Raw genomic sequence first — 17,974 nt, 5'->3', positions numbered from 1 at the left:
CCGGGGGGCCCCCCCGGCCCCGCCGCCCCCCCCCGCGCCGCCGCCGCCCCCCCCCCCCGGCGGGGCGGCCCGCCGCCCGCGGGGGGGGCCCCCCCGGCGGCGGGGGGCGCCCACCCTTGTCGTACCGCCCGTACGGTTTACGGCTCGAACTTGTAGCCCAGGCCGCGCACCGTCACCAGGAAGCGCGGCGCGCCCGGGTCCGGCTCGATCTTGGCGCGCAGGCGCTTGACGTGGACGTCGAGGGTCTTGGTGTCGCCCACGTAGTCGGCGCCCCACACCCGGTCGATCAGCTGCATACGGGTCAGCACCCGGCCCGCGTTGCGCAGCAGCATCTCCAGCAGGTCGAACTCCTTCAGCGGGAGGTCCACCTTGGCGCCGCCGACGGTCACCACGTGCCGGTCCACGTCCATGCGGACCGGGCCCGCCTCCAGCGCGGCCGGGGTGACCTCCTCCGGCTCACCACGCCGGCGCAGCACCGCGCGGATGCGGGCGACCAGCTCGCGCGAGGAGAAGGGCTTGGTCACGTAGTCGTCGGCCCCTATCTCCAGGCCGACCACCTTGTCGATCTCGCTGTCCTTGGCGGTCACCATGATCACCGGGACGTTGGAGCGGCCGCGCAGCTGACGGCACACCTCCGTGCCGGGCAGCCCCGGCAGCATCAGGTCGAGGAGCACGAGGTCGGCGCCGTTGCGCTCGAACTCTTCCAGTCCGTCGGGGCCGGTCGCCGCGACGGCGACCTCGAACCCCTCCTTGCGGAGCATGTAGGACAGGGCGTCGGAGAAGGACTCCTCGTCCTCGACGACGAGCACTCGGGTCACGGAAGGACCTCCGGGGCGGGAAGCGGTTCGTAAGGGGATGAGTCGTCGCTGTCCCCGTCCTCGTCGTCGAGACCGGGGGGCTGTGCCGCGCGGGCGCGGGCGGCGCCCGCCTCCGGCAGCCGCAGGGTGAAGGTGGAGCCCTGGCCCTCGGCGCTCCAGACCGAGACCTCGCCGCCGTGCGAGGCGACCACGTGCTTGACGATCGCGAGCCCGAGGCCGGTGCCTCCGGTGGCGCGCGAGCGGGCCGGGTCGACGCGGTAGAAGCGCTCGAAGATGCGCTCCTTGTCCTTGTCGGAGATGCCGATGCCCTGGTCGGTGACCGCCAGCTCGATGAGGTCGCCGCCGGGCGCGGCGACCCGCCGGGCGGCTATGCCGACGCGGGTGCGGGCCGGGGAGTAGTTGACGGCGTTCTCGACCAGGTTGCCGAGGGCCGCGGCGAGCTGGCCCCGGTTGCCCCAGACGCGCAGTTCGGTGCCGGCGCGGCGGCCGCCGCCCTCGGCGGCGGGGCGCTCGGGGCCCTGGATCGCGGCGGCCATGGTGATCTGCTTCGTACCGGCCTGATGGCGGCAACGGTCGACGGCCTCCGCGACCAGCTCGTCCACGCGGACCGGCTCGGCGTCCTCCAGCGGGTCGTCGTTCTGCACCCGGGAGAGGTCGATCAGTTCCTGGACGAGGTTGGTCAGCCGGGTCGCCTCGATCTGCATCCGGCCCGCGAAGCGCTGGACCGCCTCGGGGTCGTCGGAGGCGTCCATGACGGCCTCGGAGAGCAGGGAGAGCGCGCCGGTCGGGGTCTTCAGCTCGTGGCTCACGTTGGCCACGAAGTCACGTCGTACGGCTTCGATACGGCGGGCCTCGGTCAGGTCCTCGACCAGCAGCAGGACCAGGCGGGAGCCGAGCGGGGCGACACGCGCGGAGACCGCGAGGGCCTCGCCGCGTCCGGTGCCGCGCCGGGGCAGATCCAGCTCGACCTGGCGTATCTCGCCGTCGCGCCGGGTGTCCCGGGCCATCTGGAGCATCGGCTCGACCGCGAGCTTGCCGCCCCGGACCAGGCCGAGGGCGTACGCGGCGGAGCTGGCCTTGACCACGGCGTCCGCCTCGTCCAGTACGACCGCCGAGGAGCGGAGCACCGACAGCACGGTGTCCACGCCGGGCGGCAGCACCGCGTCGGTGTGCAGCGAGGTCCGGGTGGGCCGCTTCTGGTCGCGCTCGCTCCAGCGGAACGCCAGCACGGCGATGACGCCGGTGAGCACCCCGGCGATCGCCGCCGCTGCGGCGACCGCCGCGTTCACGTCCATGTGACCAGGTTAGGCATGGGGTACGACCTGCCCACAGCCACCGGAGTGCGACCTCGGACACTCGTCGCCCAGAGTTCACCTTCAGGCCAGTGGCCGTTCACGCCGGGTGGCGGAAACGGACGCGTACGGGGCGGAACGTGGGAGCGTGGGGCGGTGTGGACAGGGGGTCCGCACGGGGGCCCCGGCTGTACGTAGGACTGACTGTACGTAGGACTGTACGTAGGAGAGGGAACCGATGCGGGACGCGTACCACGAGGAACTGGACTCGATCGGCGACGGTCTGGTGGAGATGGCCCGGCTGGTCGGCTCGGCGATCGGGCGCGCCACCACCGCCATCCTGGACGCCGATCTGAAGCTGGCCGAGAGCGTGATCGAGGCCGACCAGAAGGTCGACGAGCTCCAGCACGACCTGGAGGCGCGGGCGATAGCCCTGCTCGCCCGTCAGCAGCCGGTCGCCACCGACCTGCGCATCGTCGTCACGTCGCTGCGCATGTCCGCCGACCTGGAGCGCTCGGGCGACCTCGCCCAGCACGTGGCCAAGCTGGCCCGGCTGCGCTTCCCCGAGCGCGCGGTGCCGCAGTACCTGCACGCCACCATCCTGGAGATGGGCCAGCTCGCGCAGCGGCTCATGGCCAAGGCGGCGGAGGTCATCATCACCAAGGACGTCGACCTCGCGCTCCAGCTGGAGCAGGACGACGACGAGATGGACCTCCTCCACCGCACCCTCTTCCAGCACCTGATCGACGACCGCTGGAAGCACGGCATCGAGACGGCGGTCGACGTCACGCTGCTGGGCCGCTACTACGAGCGGTACGCGGACCACGCGGTGGCCGTCGCGAAGCGGGTGGTGTACCTGGTGACGGGCGAGCACGCGGACGAGATCCAGCAGCAGCAGGACGTGCCTCCGGCGGTGGGCGGGGGCGAACAGGGCTGAGGGGGGCGGGGGTTGATGGTGGGGTGGGGCTGCCGGCGGGGGCGGGGGGCTGGTGGAGCGGGAGTTGCCGGTGGAGCGGGAGTTGCCGGTGGAGTGGGGGGTGCCGGTGAGGGCGGGGCTGCCGGTGGGGCCGGGGTTGCCGGTGGGGCGACGGTTGCCGGTGGGGTGGGCAAGGTGCGGTGAACCACCTTGGCCGGGCCGGGACTTGACCGGGGGCGTGCGGACGCCCCCATGCGCCCTGAATGCGCCGTTGATACCCCGTAGGGAACGGCCCTGGAATGGGGCATGGAACGGTCGGGGGCACCTGGCCCCCGTGTCGAGGAGGACCCATGCCCGAATCCCCCACCACACCCGACCCCACCCAGCCCCAGGAAACCGACCAGCCCGCCAACCCCCTCTCCCTCCCCCTGATCGCCGCCTGCGGCTGCGGCTCGGGCTGCGGCTGCGGCTGCCAGTCGGGGGCGCCTTGCCAGTGCGGCTGAGGAGACACGGGCGGTGAGGGGGCCGGCCCTTCCGGGGCGCGGCCTTCTCACCTGCCTGTACGGCGATGCCGGGCGGGGGCGGGGAGGGCGACACCGTGGTGCCGGGGCATATGGATGATGGCCCTATGGTGCCGGGCCACATGGATAGTGACCCCATGGCGCCGAACCACATGGATAGTGACCCCGTGGCGCCGAACCACATGGGTAATGACGCCATGGTGCCGGGCCACATGGAAGATGGCCCCATGGAACGCGCCGAACTCGAAGGGCTCCTGGCCACGGCGGACGACGCCGCCGCGGCCGCGCTGTCCGCCCTGCGCGAAGGCGGCTCGTACTCCATGTGGGCAGACACCACCCCCGCCCGGACGCTCGCCCACACCTACGCCCGCCGCCTCCGTCTGACCCGCCGCGACGGCACGGAGACCCTCGGCCTGGAGCCCGCCGTACGACTCCTCACCGGACATGACGGTCCCGTGCGCCTGGGGCGGATCGGCTCCGTGGACGGGTCGTGGACCTACCTGCTCTTCCTCACCGAGGACGGCGAGGAGCTGCTGGCGTGCACGGGGGTGCGCCGGCGGCAGCCGTGACGCCGGGCCGGAGGAGCGGGCTTGGCTTGTCCGGACCGCTTCGTCTGCCCAACAATGCCGACGTGCGCGACGCCGAAGAAGCGGATGGAACGGCCCAGTTGATCCGCCGGTACGTCACGCCCGGACGCCGGTACCTCAAACTCGGCGGCGGCCTTCTCCGGATGAGCGGGCCGGAGCGCGCCGAGTTCGCGCGGGGTCTCGGTGCGGACGCCCGGGAGATCAGCGGTGCCGAGTTGGGCGTCCTGCTGGACGGAAGCCGGCGTGAGCGCAAAGCGGAGGCGTGGCTCATCGCCGTAGCCGGCAGGACGGAGTTCCGGGAACGGCTCGGCGAACTGCTGCTCGCCAGCGAGGCGCCGTACGCGGGACGTGCGTACTGCGTCGCGCTCGCCACCTTCGGCACCGCCACGGACGCCGAGCTCCTGGTCGCGTACCTCGACCGCCATCTCCCCCGCCCCGGCCTCCCCTACGACCAGCCGGCCGCCCTCGGCGCGCTCCTGCTGCTCGACGCCCGCCTCGGGACCGACCGGGCCAACCGGTTCCTCACGCCGGACGGCCCGTGGGAGCGGTGGCTCGACGGCACGCCCGGCACGGACCTCGGCAGCCCCGCCCATCAGCGCGACTTGATCGAACAGTTCTGCGACTTCGTCGCCGAGAGCGGCCGGGGGCTGAGCACGTGACGGAAGACGCCGACAGTCTCACCATGACCGTCGGGATGCACGGAGTGCTGCGCGGGCACCCCTGGATCGCCCGGGTGAGCGCGGACCACGATCTGGACGAGGACGTGTACAGCCTGGCCGTGAAGCGGGCGGCGGCGTACGGCTGGAGCTCCGTCCACCTGGGCCCCGGGCAGGAACTCGGCGGCCGACGCTGGGAGCACGCGGACGCCGGGGGCGACTGGTCGCAGGACGGGAAGGTCCGCCGGCTGGCGTGGCTCACGGTCCACCCCGGCACGGATCCACCGGCCCGGCACCTCCCGGTGCTCCCGATGACGCAGGTCCTGACGGACGCCCTGCACCGCGTCGGCGAGGTCCGCTTCACCGCCCTGCGGTCCCTCGTCCCCCTCGCCCTGGCGTCCGACACCGGCTTCGATCTACGGGGCGACGCGGACTGGTTCGCCCTCTCCGACCCCGCCGCCAGAGCGGACATCACCCTGAGCGTCTCCCCGCCCCCGCCCGTCCCCGCCGACCGGCTCGCCGCCCAGATCAACCGGTCCTCCCAGGGCCACGTACGCCTCAACCCGACCCCCACCCCGAACCACCCCCCAACCCTCCGAGGCACGGCCCCGGAATGGACCCCCCACGCGGCGGCCTGGATCACCGAGCTGACGATCGACGCCCTGCGCGCGCACGGCACCCGCACGGAAACGGAGATCACGGTCTCCGCATGAGACGTACGCCGACCCGCGACGAATGAGACGTACGCCGGCCCACGACGGACGAGACGTACATCAGCCCGCGACGGCCCGCCATCGCTCGGTAATGGCCCCCTCCTCCATGTCCCACCACCCCTCGGCGACACCGTGCCGAAGCAGCCGTTGAATCCCGGCGAGGTCGGCCGCGGGCGGCACATCCAGAGCCACCATCCCGAACCGCTCGATACCCTCCCCGTCGGCGCCGAGTTCCCGGAACGCGTCGATCACACTCTGCCGCGCCGCCCCCGACCCCCCGTCCCGGAACACGATGAGCCGCACGGTGCAGTTCTCCGACCGCCGAACCACCTCCCCACCCCACCGCACGCCCTCCTCATCAGCCTCGACAGCCACCACATCCCCACAGGCAACACCCCGCACGAACCAGGGCACGTTGGCGAGCCGCACGCTCCCGTCCCCCAGATCGACACCCCACAGACTCTCCACCCCAGCCGGAGGCCAGTCGTCCTCGACCTCCAGCCGGAAGTGCACCTTCACGTAAGGGATCTCGGGGTTGGTCACGCTGTTCTCTCCACACGAGGATGCCGCCGTGCCGCATACGGCAGGCGCGTTTCCGATCACTGGACCGGTCCATTTGCCGCGCACCAGAATGCCCGCATGACGCATCCCGAGCCAGCGCCGGAGATCATGAGGTTCTACACCGAGACCGTCGACGAGGCGGACCGGCTGACCACCACGGCGGACGGGCGCCTGGAGATGGTGCGCACGCGGGAGTTGCTGCGCCGGTACCTGCCGACACCGCCGGCCCGGGTCCTGGATGTCGGGGGCGGCCCCGGGGCTCATGCCCGCTGGCTGGTCGAGGACGGCTACGGCGTGTACCTCGTCGACCCGGTCCCCCGGCACGTCGAGCGGGCCAGGGCGACCGGTGCCTCCGTCGAGATCGGCGACGCCCGCAGCCTCACGCCCGCGGACGCCTCGTTCGACGTGGTCCTGCTGCTCGGACCGCTGTACCACCTGACCGCCCGCACCGATCGCGACCAGGCGCTGGCCGAGGCCTACCGCGTACTCAAGCCGGGCGGCCTCCTGGCAGCGGCCGGCATCAACCGGTACGCCAGCCTGTTCGAACACGCCGCCTTCGGACACCTCCACAAGGAACCGCTGCAAAAGAGCATCGGCCGGATCCTGGACTCGCAGATCCACGACGGCAAGAAGGCCTTCACCGCGGCCTACTTCCACACCGGCGAACAACTGCGCGACGAAGTAGCGGCCGCCGGCTTCACCGAGCCCCAGGTCTTCGGCATCGAAGGCCCGGCCTGGTCCATGCTCGCCGCAGCCGAACGGAACACCGACGGCGACTTCCGCGACACCCCCCTCTTCGAGTCAACCCTGACCGCAGCCCGCCTGGCCGAGCCGTACCCGGAACTCCTGGCCGCCAGCTCACACCTTTTGAGCATCGGACACCGACCGGCCTGAGGTCACGACCTCGGCGTAGCCGCCCACGCCTCCGAGCTGTATTACGTCCGGGAACAGCGAAAGGCCCCCTTCCCACAAGAAAAGGGGGCCTCCGCAAAAGCCAAGGGCTGCGTTACTTCTTCTTGCCCTGGTTCTTCACGGCCTCGATCGCAGCGGCCGCCGCCTCGGGGTCCAGGTAATTGCCGCCCGGCGTGACCGGCTTGAAGTCGGCGTCGAGCTCGTAGTACAGCGGGATGCCCGTCGGGATGTTGAGGGACGCGATGTCCTCGTCCGAGATGCCGTCCAGGTGCTTGACCAGGGCGCGGAGGCTGTTGCCGTGGGCGGCGACCAGGACGGTGTTGCCGTCGAGGAGGTCGGGGACGATGTTGTCGTACCAGTAGGGGAGCATCCGGACGACGACGTCCTTGAGGCACTCCGTCTGGGGGCGCAGCTCGGGGGGGAGGTCGGCGTAGCGGGCGTCGTCGAACTGGGAGTACTCCGCGTCGCGCGGGAGCGGCGGCGGCGGGGTGTCGTACGAGCGGCGCCAGAGCATGAACTGGTCCTCGCCGAACTCGGCCAGCGTCTCCGCCTTGTTCTTGCCCTGGAGGGCGCCGTAGTGGCGCTCGTTCAGGCGCCAGCTGCGGTGGACCGGGATCCAGTGGCGGTCCGCGGCCTCCAGCGACAGCTGGGCCGTGCGGATCGCGCGCTTCTGGAGCGACGTGTGGACCACGTCGGGCAGCAGGCCGGCGTCCTTCAGCAGCTCACCGCCGCGGACCGCCTCCTTCTCGCCCTTCTCGTTGAGGTTGACGTCCACCCAGCCGGTGAACAGGTTCTTGGCGTTCCACTCGCTCTCGCCGTGGCGGAGGAGGATCAGCTTGTACGGTGCGTCGGCCATGGGTCAGAGCGTAATCCACCTCCGGAACGGCACCCCGGCCGCCCACGGCGCCACGGCGACACCCACCCCCGCACCCACAGTTGACGGCATCTGTTAATTGAGTGGCCCCCGACAACCCCACCGTCGTAAGTTGCGCCTACCGCCAGCGCCACTTACCGGGGGGTACCGTCCACATGTCCGCGCTCGCCGCACCCGTCGGCCGTGTCAGATCAGCCGTACGCGCCTCCGTCTCCGGTATGCCCAGCGCCTTCTGGTGGCTGTGGACCAGCACCCTGATCAACCGGCTCGGCGCGTTCGTCGCCACCTTCATGGCGCTGTATCTGACCCTCGACCGCGGCTACTCCGCCTCGTACGCCGGACTCGTCGCCTCCCTGCACGGGCTCGGCGGGGTCGTCTCCTCGCTGGGCGGCGGGGTGATGGCGGACCGGCTCGGCAGACGGCCCACCCTGCTCGTCGCGCAGCTCGCCACCGCCGCCTCGGTCGCCCTGCTCGGCTTCATGCGCGACCCGGTCGCCATCGCCGGCGTCGCCTTCCTGGTCGGCGCCGCCTCCAACGCCTCCCGGCCCGCCGTGCAGGCGATGATGGCGGACATCGTGCGCCCCGAGGACCGGGTCCGCGCCTTCTCCCTCAACTACTGGGCGATCAACCTCGGTTTCGCCGTCTCCTCCATGGGCGCCGGTTTCATCGCCCGCTACAGCTACCGCGCGGGGTTCCTCATCGAGGCCGGCATGACGCTGGTCTGCGCGATCGTCGTCTTCCTCAAGCTGCCCGAGTCCCGGCCCGCGCCCACCGCCAGGCAGGCCGAGACCCCGGTCGGGCTCGGGACCGTACTGCGCGACCGGCGGTACATGGCGGTCGTCGGGCTGTCCTTCCTCGTCGCGCTGGTCTTCCAGCAGAGCTCGGTCGGTCTGCCGGTGGCCATGGGCCGCGCCGGGTTCTCCCCCGCCGACTACGGCCTGGCCATCGCCGTCAACGGCATCCTCATCGTCGTCCTCCAGATCCCGGTCACCCGCTTCATCGAGCACCGCGACGCCCGCTCGCTGCTGGTCGTCTCCTCGATCCTGGCGGGCTACGGCTTCGGGCTCACCGCCTTCGCCGGGTCGGTCGGGATGTTCGCGCTGACGGTCGTGGTGTGGACCCTCGCCGAGATCGTCAACGCGCCGACCCAGACCGGGCTCGTCGTCCGCCTCTCCCCCGTCCACGGGCGCGGCCGCTACCAGGGCGTCTACAGCCTGTCCTGGTCCGTGGCCGCGCTGGTCGCCCCGCTGGCCGCCGGCGCGGTGATCGACCGGTTCGGCGCGGCGTGGCTGTGGGGCGGGTGCGCGGTGGTCGGCACGGCGGCGGGGCTCGGGTACGGGGTGCTGATGCGGGGGCTGCCGAAGGAGGAGACGGTCGCCGTCCAGGCCGAGGCGGCCCAGGCCGACACCGGTGCCGAGGTCTCCGCCGCCGCCGCGGAGCTGCGTACGGCGGACACCGCGGGCCGCTAGGGGGCTAGGGGGCTAGGGGTGCATCCGCGCCCCCTTCGTCACCTTGTCCACCCCGTTCCTCGGGCCGTACACCGCGAGACCGACCAAGTCGAGTTCCGCCGTGGGTACGGCCCGTACGGCTGCCCGGTTGTCGTGGTCGTTGCCGGTGGCGAAGAGGTCGGCGGTGAAGAGGGCGCGGGGCAGGGCGCGGGCGACGGCACGTGTGTGGGCCGCACACAGGGTCTCCTTGGAGCCCTCGAAGACGAGTACGGGCTGACGGAACATGGGGAGGTAACCCACACCGTCGGCGTCTTCATAGGGCGCGCCCACCACCTCGGGGACCTGGCTGCCCAGGCCGCTGACCAGGAACGCGGTGACGTTCAGGCGCTGCCAGGGCTCCAGGTCGTCCCGGAGCAGTACGGCGATCTTGGTGTCGAACCGGGTGACGGGGGCGTCGGCGGTGCGGGAGGTGTCGGCGGTGCGGGGCTGTTCGTTCATGCCCCGAGCCTGCCGACCGGGGCGCGACGGCGTCTTGTACGTTGTTTGCGTGCCCTCCGGACGGCGTGACGTCTCCGCCTGGCGCCCGCGTGTACCGGGTGTCGTGGAGGTCTTCCACGCCCGCTTCACAAAGTACGCCTACCCGATGCACGTCCACGACGCCTGGACGCTGCTGATCGTGGACGACGGCGCGGTGCGCTACGACCTCGGGCGGCACGAGCACGGCACCCCGCGCGACACGGTCACCCTCCTGCCGCCCCATGTGCCGCACAACGGCGCCGCCGCGACCCCGGACGGCTTCCGCAAACGGGTGCTGTACCTCGACGACACCCTGCTCGGCGACGAGTTGATCGGCGCGGCCGTCGACGGGCCCGATCTGGCGGACGCGCTGCTGCGCGAGCGGGTCGGGCGGTTGCACGCGGCGTTGCGGAGCGCCGGGGACGAACTGGAGGCGGAGAGCAGGCTCGTACTGGTCGGGCAGCGGCTGCGGGACCATCTCCGGCACCGGGAACGGGCGGACGCGCGCCCCGATCCCGTACTGGCCCGGCGGCTACGGGAGTTGCTGGACGAACAGGTCGCCGGCCGCCTCACCCTCGCGGACGCCGCCCGGCTCCTGCACGCCCATCCCGCCCACCTGGTACGGACGTTCAGCACCGCCTATGGCATCCCGCCGCACCAGTACCTGACCTCCCGCCGCGTCGGCCGCGCCCGCCGGCTGCTGCTCGACGGGCTGACGCCGGGCGAGGTGGCGGCGGCGACCGGCTTCTACGACCAGGCCCATCTCACCCGGCACTTCAAGCGGTTGGTGGGGGTGACGCCGGGGCGGTACAGGGGCGACCGGCGTCATCTCACCTGACGTCGACGTAGTCGGCGGTGGAGGTCGCGCCGCCGGTCGTGGAGTTCGCGCCGAAGGTCCAGCGCCAGTAGCCGTCCACGGACGCGGTGACGGTCGTCTTCAGCCTGCCCGCCGAGTCGGCCGTCACCTTCTTGACGCTTACGTAGTCGCGGGTGCCCGCCTTGCGGAACTGCAGCGTGGCCGTCTTGCCGCCGATGCCGGTGTAGGTGTGCTTCACCCAGTCGGCGCGGGTGGCGTTGCCGGTGACGGTGAGCTTCTTGCCCTTCGCGACCGGCTCCGGGGAGGCGTTCACGGTGGCCTTCGCGGCGCGCTTGATCTGTACGGTGCCGAAGCCCGTCGGGAACTCCTCGCCCTTGAGCCTGCCCTTGGCATCCCAGACGCGCACCCAGACCGCGATCTTCCAGGTGGTGGCGTCGTTGTTGGAGTCGAGCCGGGAGCGGGGGTCGATGGACAGCACGCCGCGGCAGTCGCCGGGGCGCTTCGCGTTCTCGCCGCAGACGGTGTAACCCGAGTAGATGCCGCCGGAGTTCACGGCCTTGGCAGGCGTGGTGCCGTGGTACAGGAGCGGGAACGCGGACACGTCGTCGACCTTGATCCCGGACGGCGCGGTCACGTGGAAGGTGGACTCGGCGGTCACCTCCGCCGTGGTGCCCACGACGATGGGCTTGCCCTGGTTCAGGACCAGGTTCGACACCGTGACACCGGTGTCCGCCGCTTCCGCGGCCGGTGCGGCGAGCGCTCCCAGGGCGAGCGCTCCCGCGAGCACGACCACGGAGCCGGATCTGCCTACGCGCATGTACAACCTCTGTGCTGGTGAAAGATCAGTAAGGGCCCGGTAAGGGTACGAGTCGCCGCAGGCCAACAGCACAGGTGGGGAGGGTTGTTCGAGCTGGTCAGTCCGTCGGGCGCTTCAGCAGGTGCGCGAAGGCGTCCAGGTTGCGGGTGGACTCGCCGCGGGCGACGCGCCAGGAGTGTTCCTTGCGGATCGCGGAGGCGAAGCCCAGCTCCAGAAGGGAGTTGAAGGCGCCGTCGGCCGCTTCGAGGACCTGGCCGAGGAGGCGGTCGATCTCGTCGGGGGTGACGGCGGCGAGGGGGAGGCGGGCGGTGACGTAGATGTCGCCGAGGCGGTCGATCGCGTAACTCACGCCGTACAGCTTGAGGTTGCGCTCCAGCAGCCAGCGGTGGACGCCGGCCTCGTTCTCGTCGGGGTGCCGGATGACGAAGGCGTTCACGGAGAGGGTGTGGCGGCCGACGAGGAACGACACGGTGGTGGAGAGCTTGCGGGTGCCGGGCAGCTTGACGACGTAGGACCCGGCCTCGGGGCTCTCCCACTCCAGCTCGGTGTCCTTGAGGGCGCCCTCGATCACGCGCGCGGCGCTGTTGGCGTCAGCCGTGTGTGCGTCACCCGTGTGCGCTTCACCCATGTCGGCCCCGCTTCCCCATGTTCGCCTCGCCTATGTCGTCGGCCCCCATGTGGGCACAGTCCATGTTTTCCGGGCCCATGTGGCCAGGGCCCATGTAGGAACGACCCGTGTGGGCAGGACCCGTGTGGGCACGGCCCATGTGGGCAGGACCCGTGTGGGCACGACCCGTGTCTCCCGAACCTATGTGGCCCGACCCCAGGTCCGTCCCACCCATGTCGGCTGCGCCCATGTGGGCACCACCCATGTCGGCCAGCCCCATGTGGGCATCATCCATGTGGGCACCACCCACGTCGGCCAGCCCCACGTGGACGCCACCCATGCAGGCGCCACCCCCGGCCCCCGCCCCCACGCCCACCTCACCCATGCGGCGAGCGTACGCGACGCCGATGTGTCGACATCGCGGCCGTGTACACGTCCGCCGTCGCCGCCGCCGAGGCGTCCCAGCCGAAGCCGAGGGCGTGGCGGGCGGCGGCGGTGCCCATGTGGGCGGAGAGGGTGGGGTCGTCGGCGAAGCGGCTGAGGACGCGGGCGTAGGCGGCCGGGTCGTGGCCGTCGACCAGGAAGCCGGTCTCGCCGTCGCGTACGGCGACCGGGAGGCCGCCGACCGAGGCGGCGATCACCGGGGTGCCGGTGGCCTGCGCCTCGATGGCGACGAGGCCGAAGGACTCGCTGTAGGACGGCATGACCAGTACGGACGCGGCCCGGAACCAGTCGGCGAGCTGTTCCTGTCCGACCGGCGGCCGGAACCGTACGACGTCCGCGATGCCGAGCCGCGCGGCGAGTTTCTGCAGCCCCTCGGGCTTGGCTAGGCCGCTGCCGCTGGGTCCGCCCACGACGGGTACGACGATCCTGGACCGCAGCTCGGGCCGCTCGTCGAGCAGGTGGGCGACGGCGCGGAGGAGTATGTCGGGGGCCTTGAGGGGCTGTATCCGGCCGGCGAAGAGGGGAATCAGGGCGTCCTGCGGAAGGCCGAGCCGGGCGCGGGCGGCGGCGCGGCCGTCGGCGACGCGGAAGCGGCCGAGGTTCACGCCGGGGTGGACGACGGCGACCTTGGCGGGGTCGGCCTCGTAGTGGCGGACGAGTTCGGCGGCTTCCTCGGCGGTGTTGGCGATGAGCCGGCGGGCGGCGTGCACGATCTGGGTCTCGCCGATAACGCGGGCGGCGGGTTCGGGGGTGTCGCCGACGGCGAGGCTGGCGTTCTTGACCTTGGCCATGGTGTGCATGGCGTGCACCAGCGGGACGCCCCACCGCTGGGCGGCGAGCCAGCCGACGTGCCCGGAGAGCCAGTAGTGGGAGTGGACGAGGTCGTAGTAGCCGGGGCGGTGTCCGGCCCAGGCCTGCATCACGCCGTGGGTGAAGGCGCACAGCTGGGCGGGGAGGTCCTCCTTGGCCAGGCCCTCGTAGGGGCCCGCGTCCACGTGCCGGACCAGGACGCCGGGGGCGAGCTGGACGGTGGGGGCGAGGTCGCCGGAGGTGGCCCGGGTGAAGATCTCGACCTCGATGTTGATCGCGGCCAGGCGCTGGGCCAGCTCCACGATGTAGACGTTCATGCCGCCCGCGTCGCCGGTGCCGGGCTGGTGGAGCGGTGAGGTGTGCACGGAGAGCATGGCGACCCGGCGGGGCTTGCGGTGCAGCCTCAGCCGGGGCGGAGCCGCCGGGGAGCGCCGCCCGAGCCTGCTGACGTACTGGCTCACGTGGCGTTCCTCCTCCTCGGCGCGGCCATGACGACCGGAGGACCGACCCAGCCCTCCCGGACGTGCAACACCCGACGGGTGTCCGCCCATTTCCCGATGACCGGCCCGAACAAGCGGCTTTACCCAATCATGACCATGATTCGCTCAACCGTTCGGGCCGGGGGCGAGTCCCGGACCGGCGCCCGTCCGGCCGAACGGCCGCCCCCCGTCCAGCCACAGCGGCACCTCCACGCCCGACCGGAGGGGGCGGCCCCACACCCAGCCGGAGAGGCGCCCCACGCCGGCCGCAGCGCCGCCCCACGCCCGGCCGGAGACACCCCCGCGCCCGCTTACCCTCGTATCCATGGCAACCCGCGCGACCTCACGACCCGTAGGCACGGTGACGCGCGGTACCACCAACCCCAACCGGCTGCGCCGCATGGACCGCTGGATCGCGGCCACGCACGGCGCCGAGCTGCGCCGCGCGGAGGTGCCGGTGGCCGTGGACCTCGGTTACGGCGCCGCGCCGTGGACCGCCGTGGAGCTGCTGGGCCGGCTGCGAACCGCCGCGCCCCGTACCCGGGTGGTCGGTGTCGAGATCGAACCGGAGCGGGTCGCGGCCGCGCGGCCGTATGAGTGCGAGGGGCTGACCTTCCGGCACGGCGGCTTCGAAGTTCCGGTGCCCGGCCGGCCCGCGCTGATCCGGGCGGCGAACGTGCTGCGGCAGTACGACGAGGAGCAGGTCGCGGCCGTGTGGCAGCGGCTGTGCGCGCGGCTCGCCCCGGCGGACGGGGTTTCGCGCGGGGGGCTCCTCGTCGAGGGGACGTGCGACGAGATCGGGCGGCGGCACGTGTGGGTCGCGCTCGGCCCCGAGGGCCCGCGCACGGTGACCTTCGCGACCCGGCTCGGCTCCCTGGAGCGCCCCTCCGACCTCGCCGAGCGGCTGCCGAAGGCGCTGATCCACCGCAATGTGCCCGGCGAACCGGTGCACGCCTTCCTGCGCGACTTCGACCGCGCGTGGGCCGCCGCCGCGCCCTTCGCCTCCTACGGCGCCCGCCAGCGCTGGCTGCGTACGGTCCGGGACCTCACGGCCGACTGGCCGGTGACGGACGGACCCGCGCGCTGGAGGCAGGGCGAAGTCACCGTGGCCTGGGCGGCGTTGGCGCCCCGCGCGTACTGACCCGACGGCCGCCGCGACAGGCGCGGGGCACCGGGGGAACGATCTCCGTGCGCCGTACGTCACACCGGCGGAAGATCGTCGTAACCGCGCCCTCCGGGGGGAAGTTCGGCAAGGGGAGTGTCGCAACGGGCGGAAAGGAGTGACAGGGAGTACGACTTCGTACAACCTCTGTCACTTCAGGCCTCTTCGTGACAAGATCCGTCGGGCAGCACCATGTTACTGACGGTAAATCAGTTGGGGGGACGTATGGGTTCGGGCAAGCGCGGCCTGCTCGCCGCCGCCGTGACCGTGGTCTGCGCGGTGACCGTACTGGCCGGCGCCGGTACGGCGTTCGCCTCGGTACCCCCCGATTCCCCCATGCCGCCGGCCGCGTCCGCGCCGCCCCCGCCCGCCGGCAGCCCGGCACCCGGCGCGCCCCCCACTACGGCACCCGCGCCGACGCCGCCGCCCGACAAGGATCTGGAGAAGATCCGCGAGCAGCTCGACCGGCTCTACCACGACGCCGCCGTCGCCACCGACGCCTACAACGCGGCCGAGGAGAAGGCCGAGAAGCAGTCCGCGCGGCTCGACGACCTCAACGAGCGGATCGCGGAGGGCAGACGGAAGCTGAAGCAGCTCAAGGACCAGGCGGGCGCGACCGCGCGCGCCCAGTACCGCGACGGCGGACTGCCGCCCATGGCGCGGTTCCTGCTCAGCGACGACCCGCAGCGGTTCGCGGACTCGGCGGCGACGATCCTCAACGGCGAGCGGGCGACCAAGAAGCTGCTCACCGAAATGACCCGCACCCAGAAGGAGTTGCGGGCCGACTCGGACGACGCCGCCGCCCGGATGAAGAAGCTGGAGGCCGACCGCGAGGACAAGGCCGCCGCCAAGAAGAAGATCAAGAAGCGGATCGCCGACGCCGAACTGGTCGAATCCGGGCTGGAGAAGAAGCAGAAGGAGCGGCTGGCCGAGCTGGAGCGGCAGGCCGCCCGCGCGGCGCAGACCGCCTGGGTGGACACCGGCGTCCTCGACGGCATCAGCGACAAGACCTCCGCCGAGGGGAAGAAGGCGGTCGCGTTCGCCACCGCCCAGCTCGGCAAGCCGTACGTCTGGGGCGCCGAGGGCCCCGACTCCTTCGACTGCTCCGGGCTCACCTCGCAGGCCTGGGCCGCGGCGGGCCACCCGATCCCGCGCACCTCGCAGGAGCAGTGGCGGCAGCTGCCCCACGTGGCGGTGAAGGACATGCGTCCCGGGGACCTGATCATCTACTTCGACGACGCGACGCACGTGGCGATGTACGCGGGCGACGGCAAGATCATCCACGCCCCGCGTCCCGGCCGGACCGTCACGGTGACCGGGGCGGGGACGATGCCGATCCTGGGCGTCGTACGGCCGAACGGGTGAGCGGGGCCTCGTACGCCCCCTGAGGCGCCGGCCGGCGTGACCCGCGCCACCCCCGGCGCCCCCGTACCCGTGTGACCGACTCCACGCGGACCCCCGTCCGCCGAGTGAGCTTCGTCATCCCGGTACGGCCGGACGGACCCCGAACCCCCTTGCGGGGCAAGGCACATGAGGGCCGCCCGGACCCGAGCGACGCGGCTCACACCATTCCGCCGGAACCGCCGCAACCGCTATGGTCACCCGACGGTGGATCGAGACCCCTCGACACCACCACCCTCGGGGGGAGCGAAGGAACCCAGGAAGATGCCCGTACCCATACCGCGGCAGAGGGCGATCCCGGCCGTGGAAAGTGGTCAGGCGCGGGCCGCCACCGTGTTCGGCGGCCCCCTCGAACAGGAGGCCGGCCGCGACACCACGCCCCACGGCGCCACCGCCGCACCGCTCACCCTGCTGCTGATCGAGGACGACCCGGCCGGGCCGATCGTGCCCGAGCTGCTGGACGCCTCCGGCAAGCCGATCCGCGTCCGCACCGCCCGCAACCTCACCGAGGCGGGGCGGCTGCTCACCGACGACGTGCACTGCATCCTGCTGGACCTCGCGCTGCCCGCCACGGGCCGCCCGGAGGACCCCGACGAGCTGGCCGTACTGCGCCAGGTCCTGGAGCTGGCCCCCCGGCAGGCGGTGATCGCGCTGACCGCCTCCGGCGACGCCGAGCGCGGCGCCGAGGCCGTGCGCGTGGGCGCCCAGGACTATCTCTTCCGCGACGAGCTGGACAGCCGGCTGCTCAACCGCGCCATCCGCTACGCCGTCGAACGCAAGCGCTCCGACACCGCCGAGCGGCGCCTGGCCGAGGGCAAGCTGCGCGCGCAGGAGAACCGGCGCCTGGAGCGCGGTCTGCTGCCGACGCCGCTCCTGGAGGGCTCCGGGCTGCGCTTCGCCGCGCGCTACCGGCCCGGACGCTCCCGCGCGCTGCTCGGGGGCGACTTCTACGACGCGGTACGCACCCCGGACGGCACCGTGCACGCCATGATCGGCGACGTCTGCGGCCACGGCCCTGACGAGGCCGCGCTCGGCGTCGAGCTGCGCATCGCCTGGCGGGCGCTGACCCTGGCCGGGCTGTGCGGGGACCAGCTGCTGGACACCCTCCAGGAGGTACTGGTCCACGAGCGCGCCCACGAGGAGATCTTCGCGACCCTCTGCACGGTGGACATCTCCCCGGACGGCCGCCGGGCGGGCCTGTGCCTGGCCGGCCACCCTTCCCCGCTGCTCGTACGCCCCGGCGCGGGCACCCGCATACCACGCCTGCTGCCGTACGAGAACAACGGCCCCGCCCTCGGCCTCCTCCCCGGCGCCCGCTGGCCCCGGATGCAGGTCGAGCTGGGCGCCGAGTGGAGCCTGATGCTCTACACCGACGGCCTGATCGAGGGCCGCGTCGGCACCGACGGCGACCGTCTCGGCCAGGACGGCATGACGTCCATGATCCGCCGCCAGCTCTCCGAGGGCCTGCGCGGCGAGGAACTGCTCCGCGCGGCGGTCAACGAGGCCCGTGACCTCAACGGGGGCGACCTCACGGACGACGTGGCGGTGGTACTGCTGGAACGCCAGCGGTAGCGGTCCCCGGGGGGGGCGCGGTGTGGCTGGGAGCGGTGTGCCCCGGCGCGG

General features: G+C 72.4%; 19 protein-coding genes. 11 read left to right on the top strand and 8 right to left on the bottom strand.

From position 1 onward, the window contains the following. Positions 1–137: 137 nt before the first annotated feature. Both AB0898_RS30780 and AB0898_RS30775 read right to left on the bottom strand, forming a co-directional pair. The gene (locus AB0898_RS30780; RefSeq protein ID WP_018548425.1) at positions 138–818 is read right to left on the bottom strand and encodes a response regulator transcription factor; all 681 of its coding nucleotides are present in this window, start codon (positions 816–818) and stop codon (positions 138–140) included. Further along, a complete protein-coding gene (locus AB0898_RS30775; RefSeq protein ID WP_366806337.1) occupies positions 815–2,113 on the bottom strand; it encodes an ATP-binding protein in 1,299 nt (432 codons plus the stop codon). The genes AB0898_RS30780 and AB0898_RS30775 overlap by 4 nt, the downstream gene beginning before the upstream one ends. Before the next feature lie 235 nt (positions 2,114–2,348). Between AB0898_RS30775 and phoU the strand changes: the two genes are divergently transcribed. From phoU to AB0898_RS30750, 5 genes are all read left to right on the top strand, one after another. Then, positions 2,349–3,047 carry a phosphate signaling complex protein PhoU gene (gene phoU / locus AB0898_RS30770; RefSeq protein ID WP_366806336.1) on the top strand — a complete coding sequence of 233 codons (699 nt, stop codon included), beginning with the start codon at positions 2,349–2,351 and terminating at the stop codon, positions 3,045–3,047. 329 nt (positions 3,048–3,376) lie between these two features. After that, entirely contained in the window at positions 3,377–3,529 is a 153-nt protein-coding gene (locus AB0898_RS30765; RefSeq protein WP_199779964.1) for a hypothetical protein, read from the top strand. Between the two features lie 245 nt (positions 3,530–3,774). Next, the gene (locus AB0898_RS30760) at positions 3,775–4,116 is read left to right on the top strand and encodes a hypothetical protein (RefSeq protein ID WP_366806335.1); all 342 of its coding nucleotides are present in this window, start codon (positions 3,775–3,777) and stop codon (positions 4,114–4,116) included. A gap of 62 nt (positions 4,117–4,178) precedes the next feature. Further along, positions 4,179–4,793: a DUF6000 family protein gene (locus AB0898_RS30755; RefSeq protein ID WP_366806334.1), complete on the top strand. Its 615-nt coding sequence runs from the start codon at positions 4,179–4,181 to the stop codon at positions 4,791–4,793. Between the two features lie 23 nt (positions 4,794–4,816). Next, on the top strand, positions 4,817–5,503 hold the full coding sequence (locus tag AB0898_RS30750) for a hypothetical protein (RefSeq protein WP_366806333.1): 687 nt from the start codon (positions 4,817–4,819) through the stop codon (positions 5,501–5,503). A gap of 60 nt (positions 5,504–5,563) precedes the next feature. Here AB0898_RS30750 and AB0898_RS30745 read toward each other — a convergent pair whose 3' ends face one another. After that, complete coding sequence (locus AB0898_RS30745) at positions 5,564–6,046, bottom strand: DUF4265 domain-containing protein (protein ID WP_366806332.1); 483 nt, start codon at positions 6,044–6,046, stop codon at positions 5,564–5,566. A gap of 96 nt (positions 6,047–6,142) precedes the next feature. Here AB0898_RS30745 and AB0898_RS30740 point away from each other — a divergent pair, with 96 nt between their 5' ends. Further along, positions 6,143–6,958 (top strand): methyltransferase domain-containing protein, encoded by an 816-nt coding sequence (locus AB0898_RS30740; RefSeq protein WP_366806331.1) that lies wholly within the window; start codon positions 6,143–6,145, stop codon positions 6,956–6,958. A 112-nt stretch (positions 6,959–7,070) separates the two neighbouring features. Here the strand turns inward: AB0898_RS30740 and AB0898_RS30735 are convergent, their stop codons facing one another. Further along, entirely contained in the window at positions 7,071–7,832 is a 762-nt protein-coding gene (locus tag AB0898_RS30735) for a phosphoglyceromutase (protein ID WP_366806330.1), read from the bottom strand. 173 nt (positions 7,833–8,005) lie between these two features. Here AB0898_RS30735 and AB0898_RS30730 point away from each other — a divergent pair, with 173 nt between their 5' ends. Further along, positions 8,006–9,319 carry an MFS transporter gene (locus tag AB0898_RS30730; RefSeq protein ID WP_366806329.1) on the top strand — a complete coding sequence of 438 codons (1,314 nt, stop codon included), beginning with the start codon at positions 8,006–8,008 and terminating at the stop codon, positions 9,317–9,319. Positions 9,320–9,331: 12 nt separating this feature from the next. Here AB0898_RS30730 and AB0898_RS30725 read toward each other — a convergent pair whose 3' ends face one another. Beyond that, a complete protein-coding gene (locus AB0898_RS30725; protein WP_366806328.1) occupies positions 9,332–9,796 on the bottom strand; it encodes a DUF2000 domain-containing protein in 465 nt (154 codons plus the stop codon). Here AB0898_RS30725 and AB0898_RS30720 point away from each other — a divergent pair. Beyond that, positions 9,795–10,652, top strand: coding sequence for an AraC family transcriptional regulator (locus AB0898_RS30720; protein WP_407078437.1), 858 nt, complete (start codon positions 9,795–9,797; stop codon positions 10,650–10,652). The two genes, AB0898_RS30725 and AB0898_RS30720, sit on opposite strands and share 2 nt — an antisense overlap. On the opposite strand, the gene AB0898_RS30715 is transcribed toward AB0898_RS30720, so the two are convergent. From AB0898_RS30715 to mshA, 3 genes are all read right to left on the bottom strand, one after another. Then, the gene (locus tag AB0898_RS30715; protein ID WP_366806325.1) at positions 10,645–11,448 is read right to left on the bottom strand and encodes a hypothetical protein; all 804 of its coding nucleotides are present in this window, start codon (positions 11,446–11,448) and stop codon (positions 10,645–10,647) included. The two genes, AB0898_RS30720 and AB0898_RS30715, sit on opposite strands and share 8 nt — an antisense overlap. Before the next feature lie 97 nt (positions 11,449–11,545). Then, complete coding sequence (locus tag AB0898_RS30710) at positions 11,546–12,076, bottom strand: YbjN domain-containing protein (RefSeq protein ID WP_366806324.1); 531 nt, start codon at positions 12,074–12,076, stop codon at positions 11,546–11,548. 356 nt (positions 12,077–12,432) lie between these two features. Then, the gene (gene mshA / locus AB0898_RS30705; protein ID WP_366806323.1) at positions 12,433–13,770 is read right to left on the bottom strand and encodes a D-inositol-3-phosphate glycosyltransferase; all 1,338 of its coding nucleotides are present in this window, start codon (positions 13,768–13,770) and stop codon (positions 12,433–12,435) included. Between the two features lie 343 nt (positions 13,771–14,113). On the opposite strand from mshA, the gene AB0898_RS30700 reads away from it, so the two are divergent. The 3 genes from AB0898_RS30700 to AB0898_RS30690 all read left to right on the top strand — a co-directional run bounded on the left by AB0898_RS30700 (position 14,114) and on the right by AB0898_RS30690 (position 17,923). Continuing rightward, positions 14,114–14,929, top strand: coding sequence for a class I SAM-dependent methyltransferase (locus AB0898_RS30700; RefSeq protein ID WP_366806322.1), 816 nt, complete (start codon positions 14,114–14,116; stop codon positions 14,927–14,929). Positions 14,930–15,175: 246 nt separating this feature from the next. Next, positions 15,176–16,315: an NlpC/P60 family protein gene (locus tag AB0898_RS30695; protein WP_366806321.1), complete on the top strand. Its 1,140-nt coding sequence runs from the start codon at positions 15,176–15,178 to the stop codon at positions 16,313–16,315. A gap of 300 nt (positions 16,316–16,615) precedes the next feature. After that, a complete protein-coding gene (locus AB0898_RS30690; RefSeq protein WP_366806320.1) occupies positions 16,616–17,923 on the top strand; it encodes a fused response regulator/phosphatase in 1,308 nt (435 codons plus the stop codon). Positions 17,924–17,974 lie beyond the last annotated feature (51 nt).

This window comes from Streptomyces sp. NPDC005435, assembly GCF_040703155.1.
Classification (GTDB): Bacteria; Actinomycetota; Actinomycetes; order Streptomycetales; family Streptomycetaceae; genus Streptomyces.
Note: the sequence above shows the minus strand (reverse complement) of the source record. Positions and strands in the feature narration are given on the sequence as shown.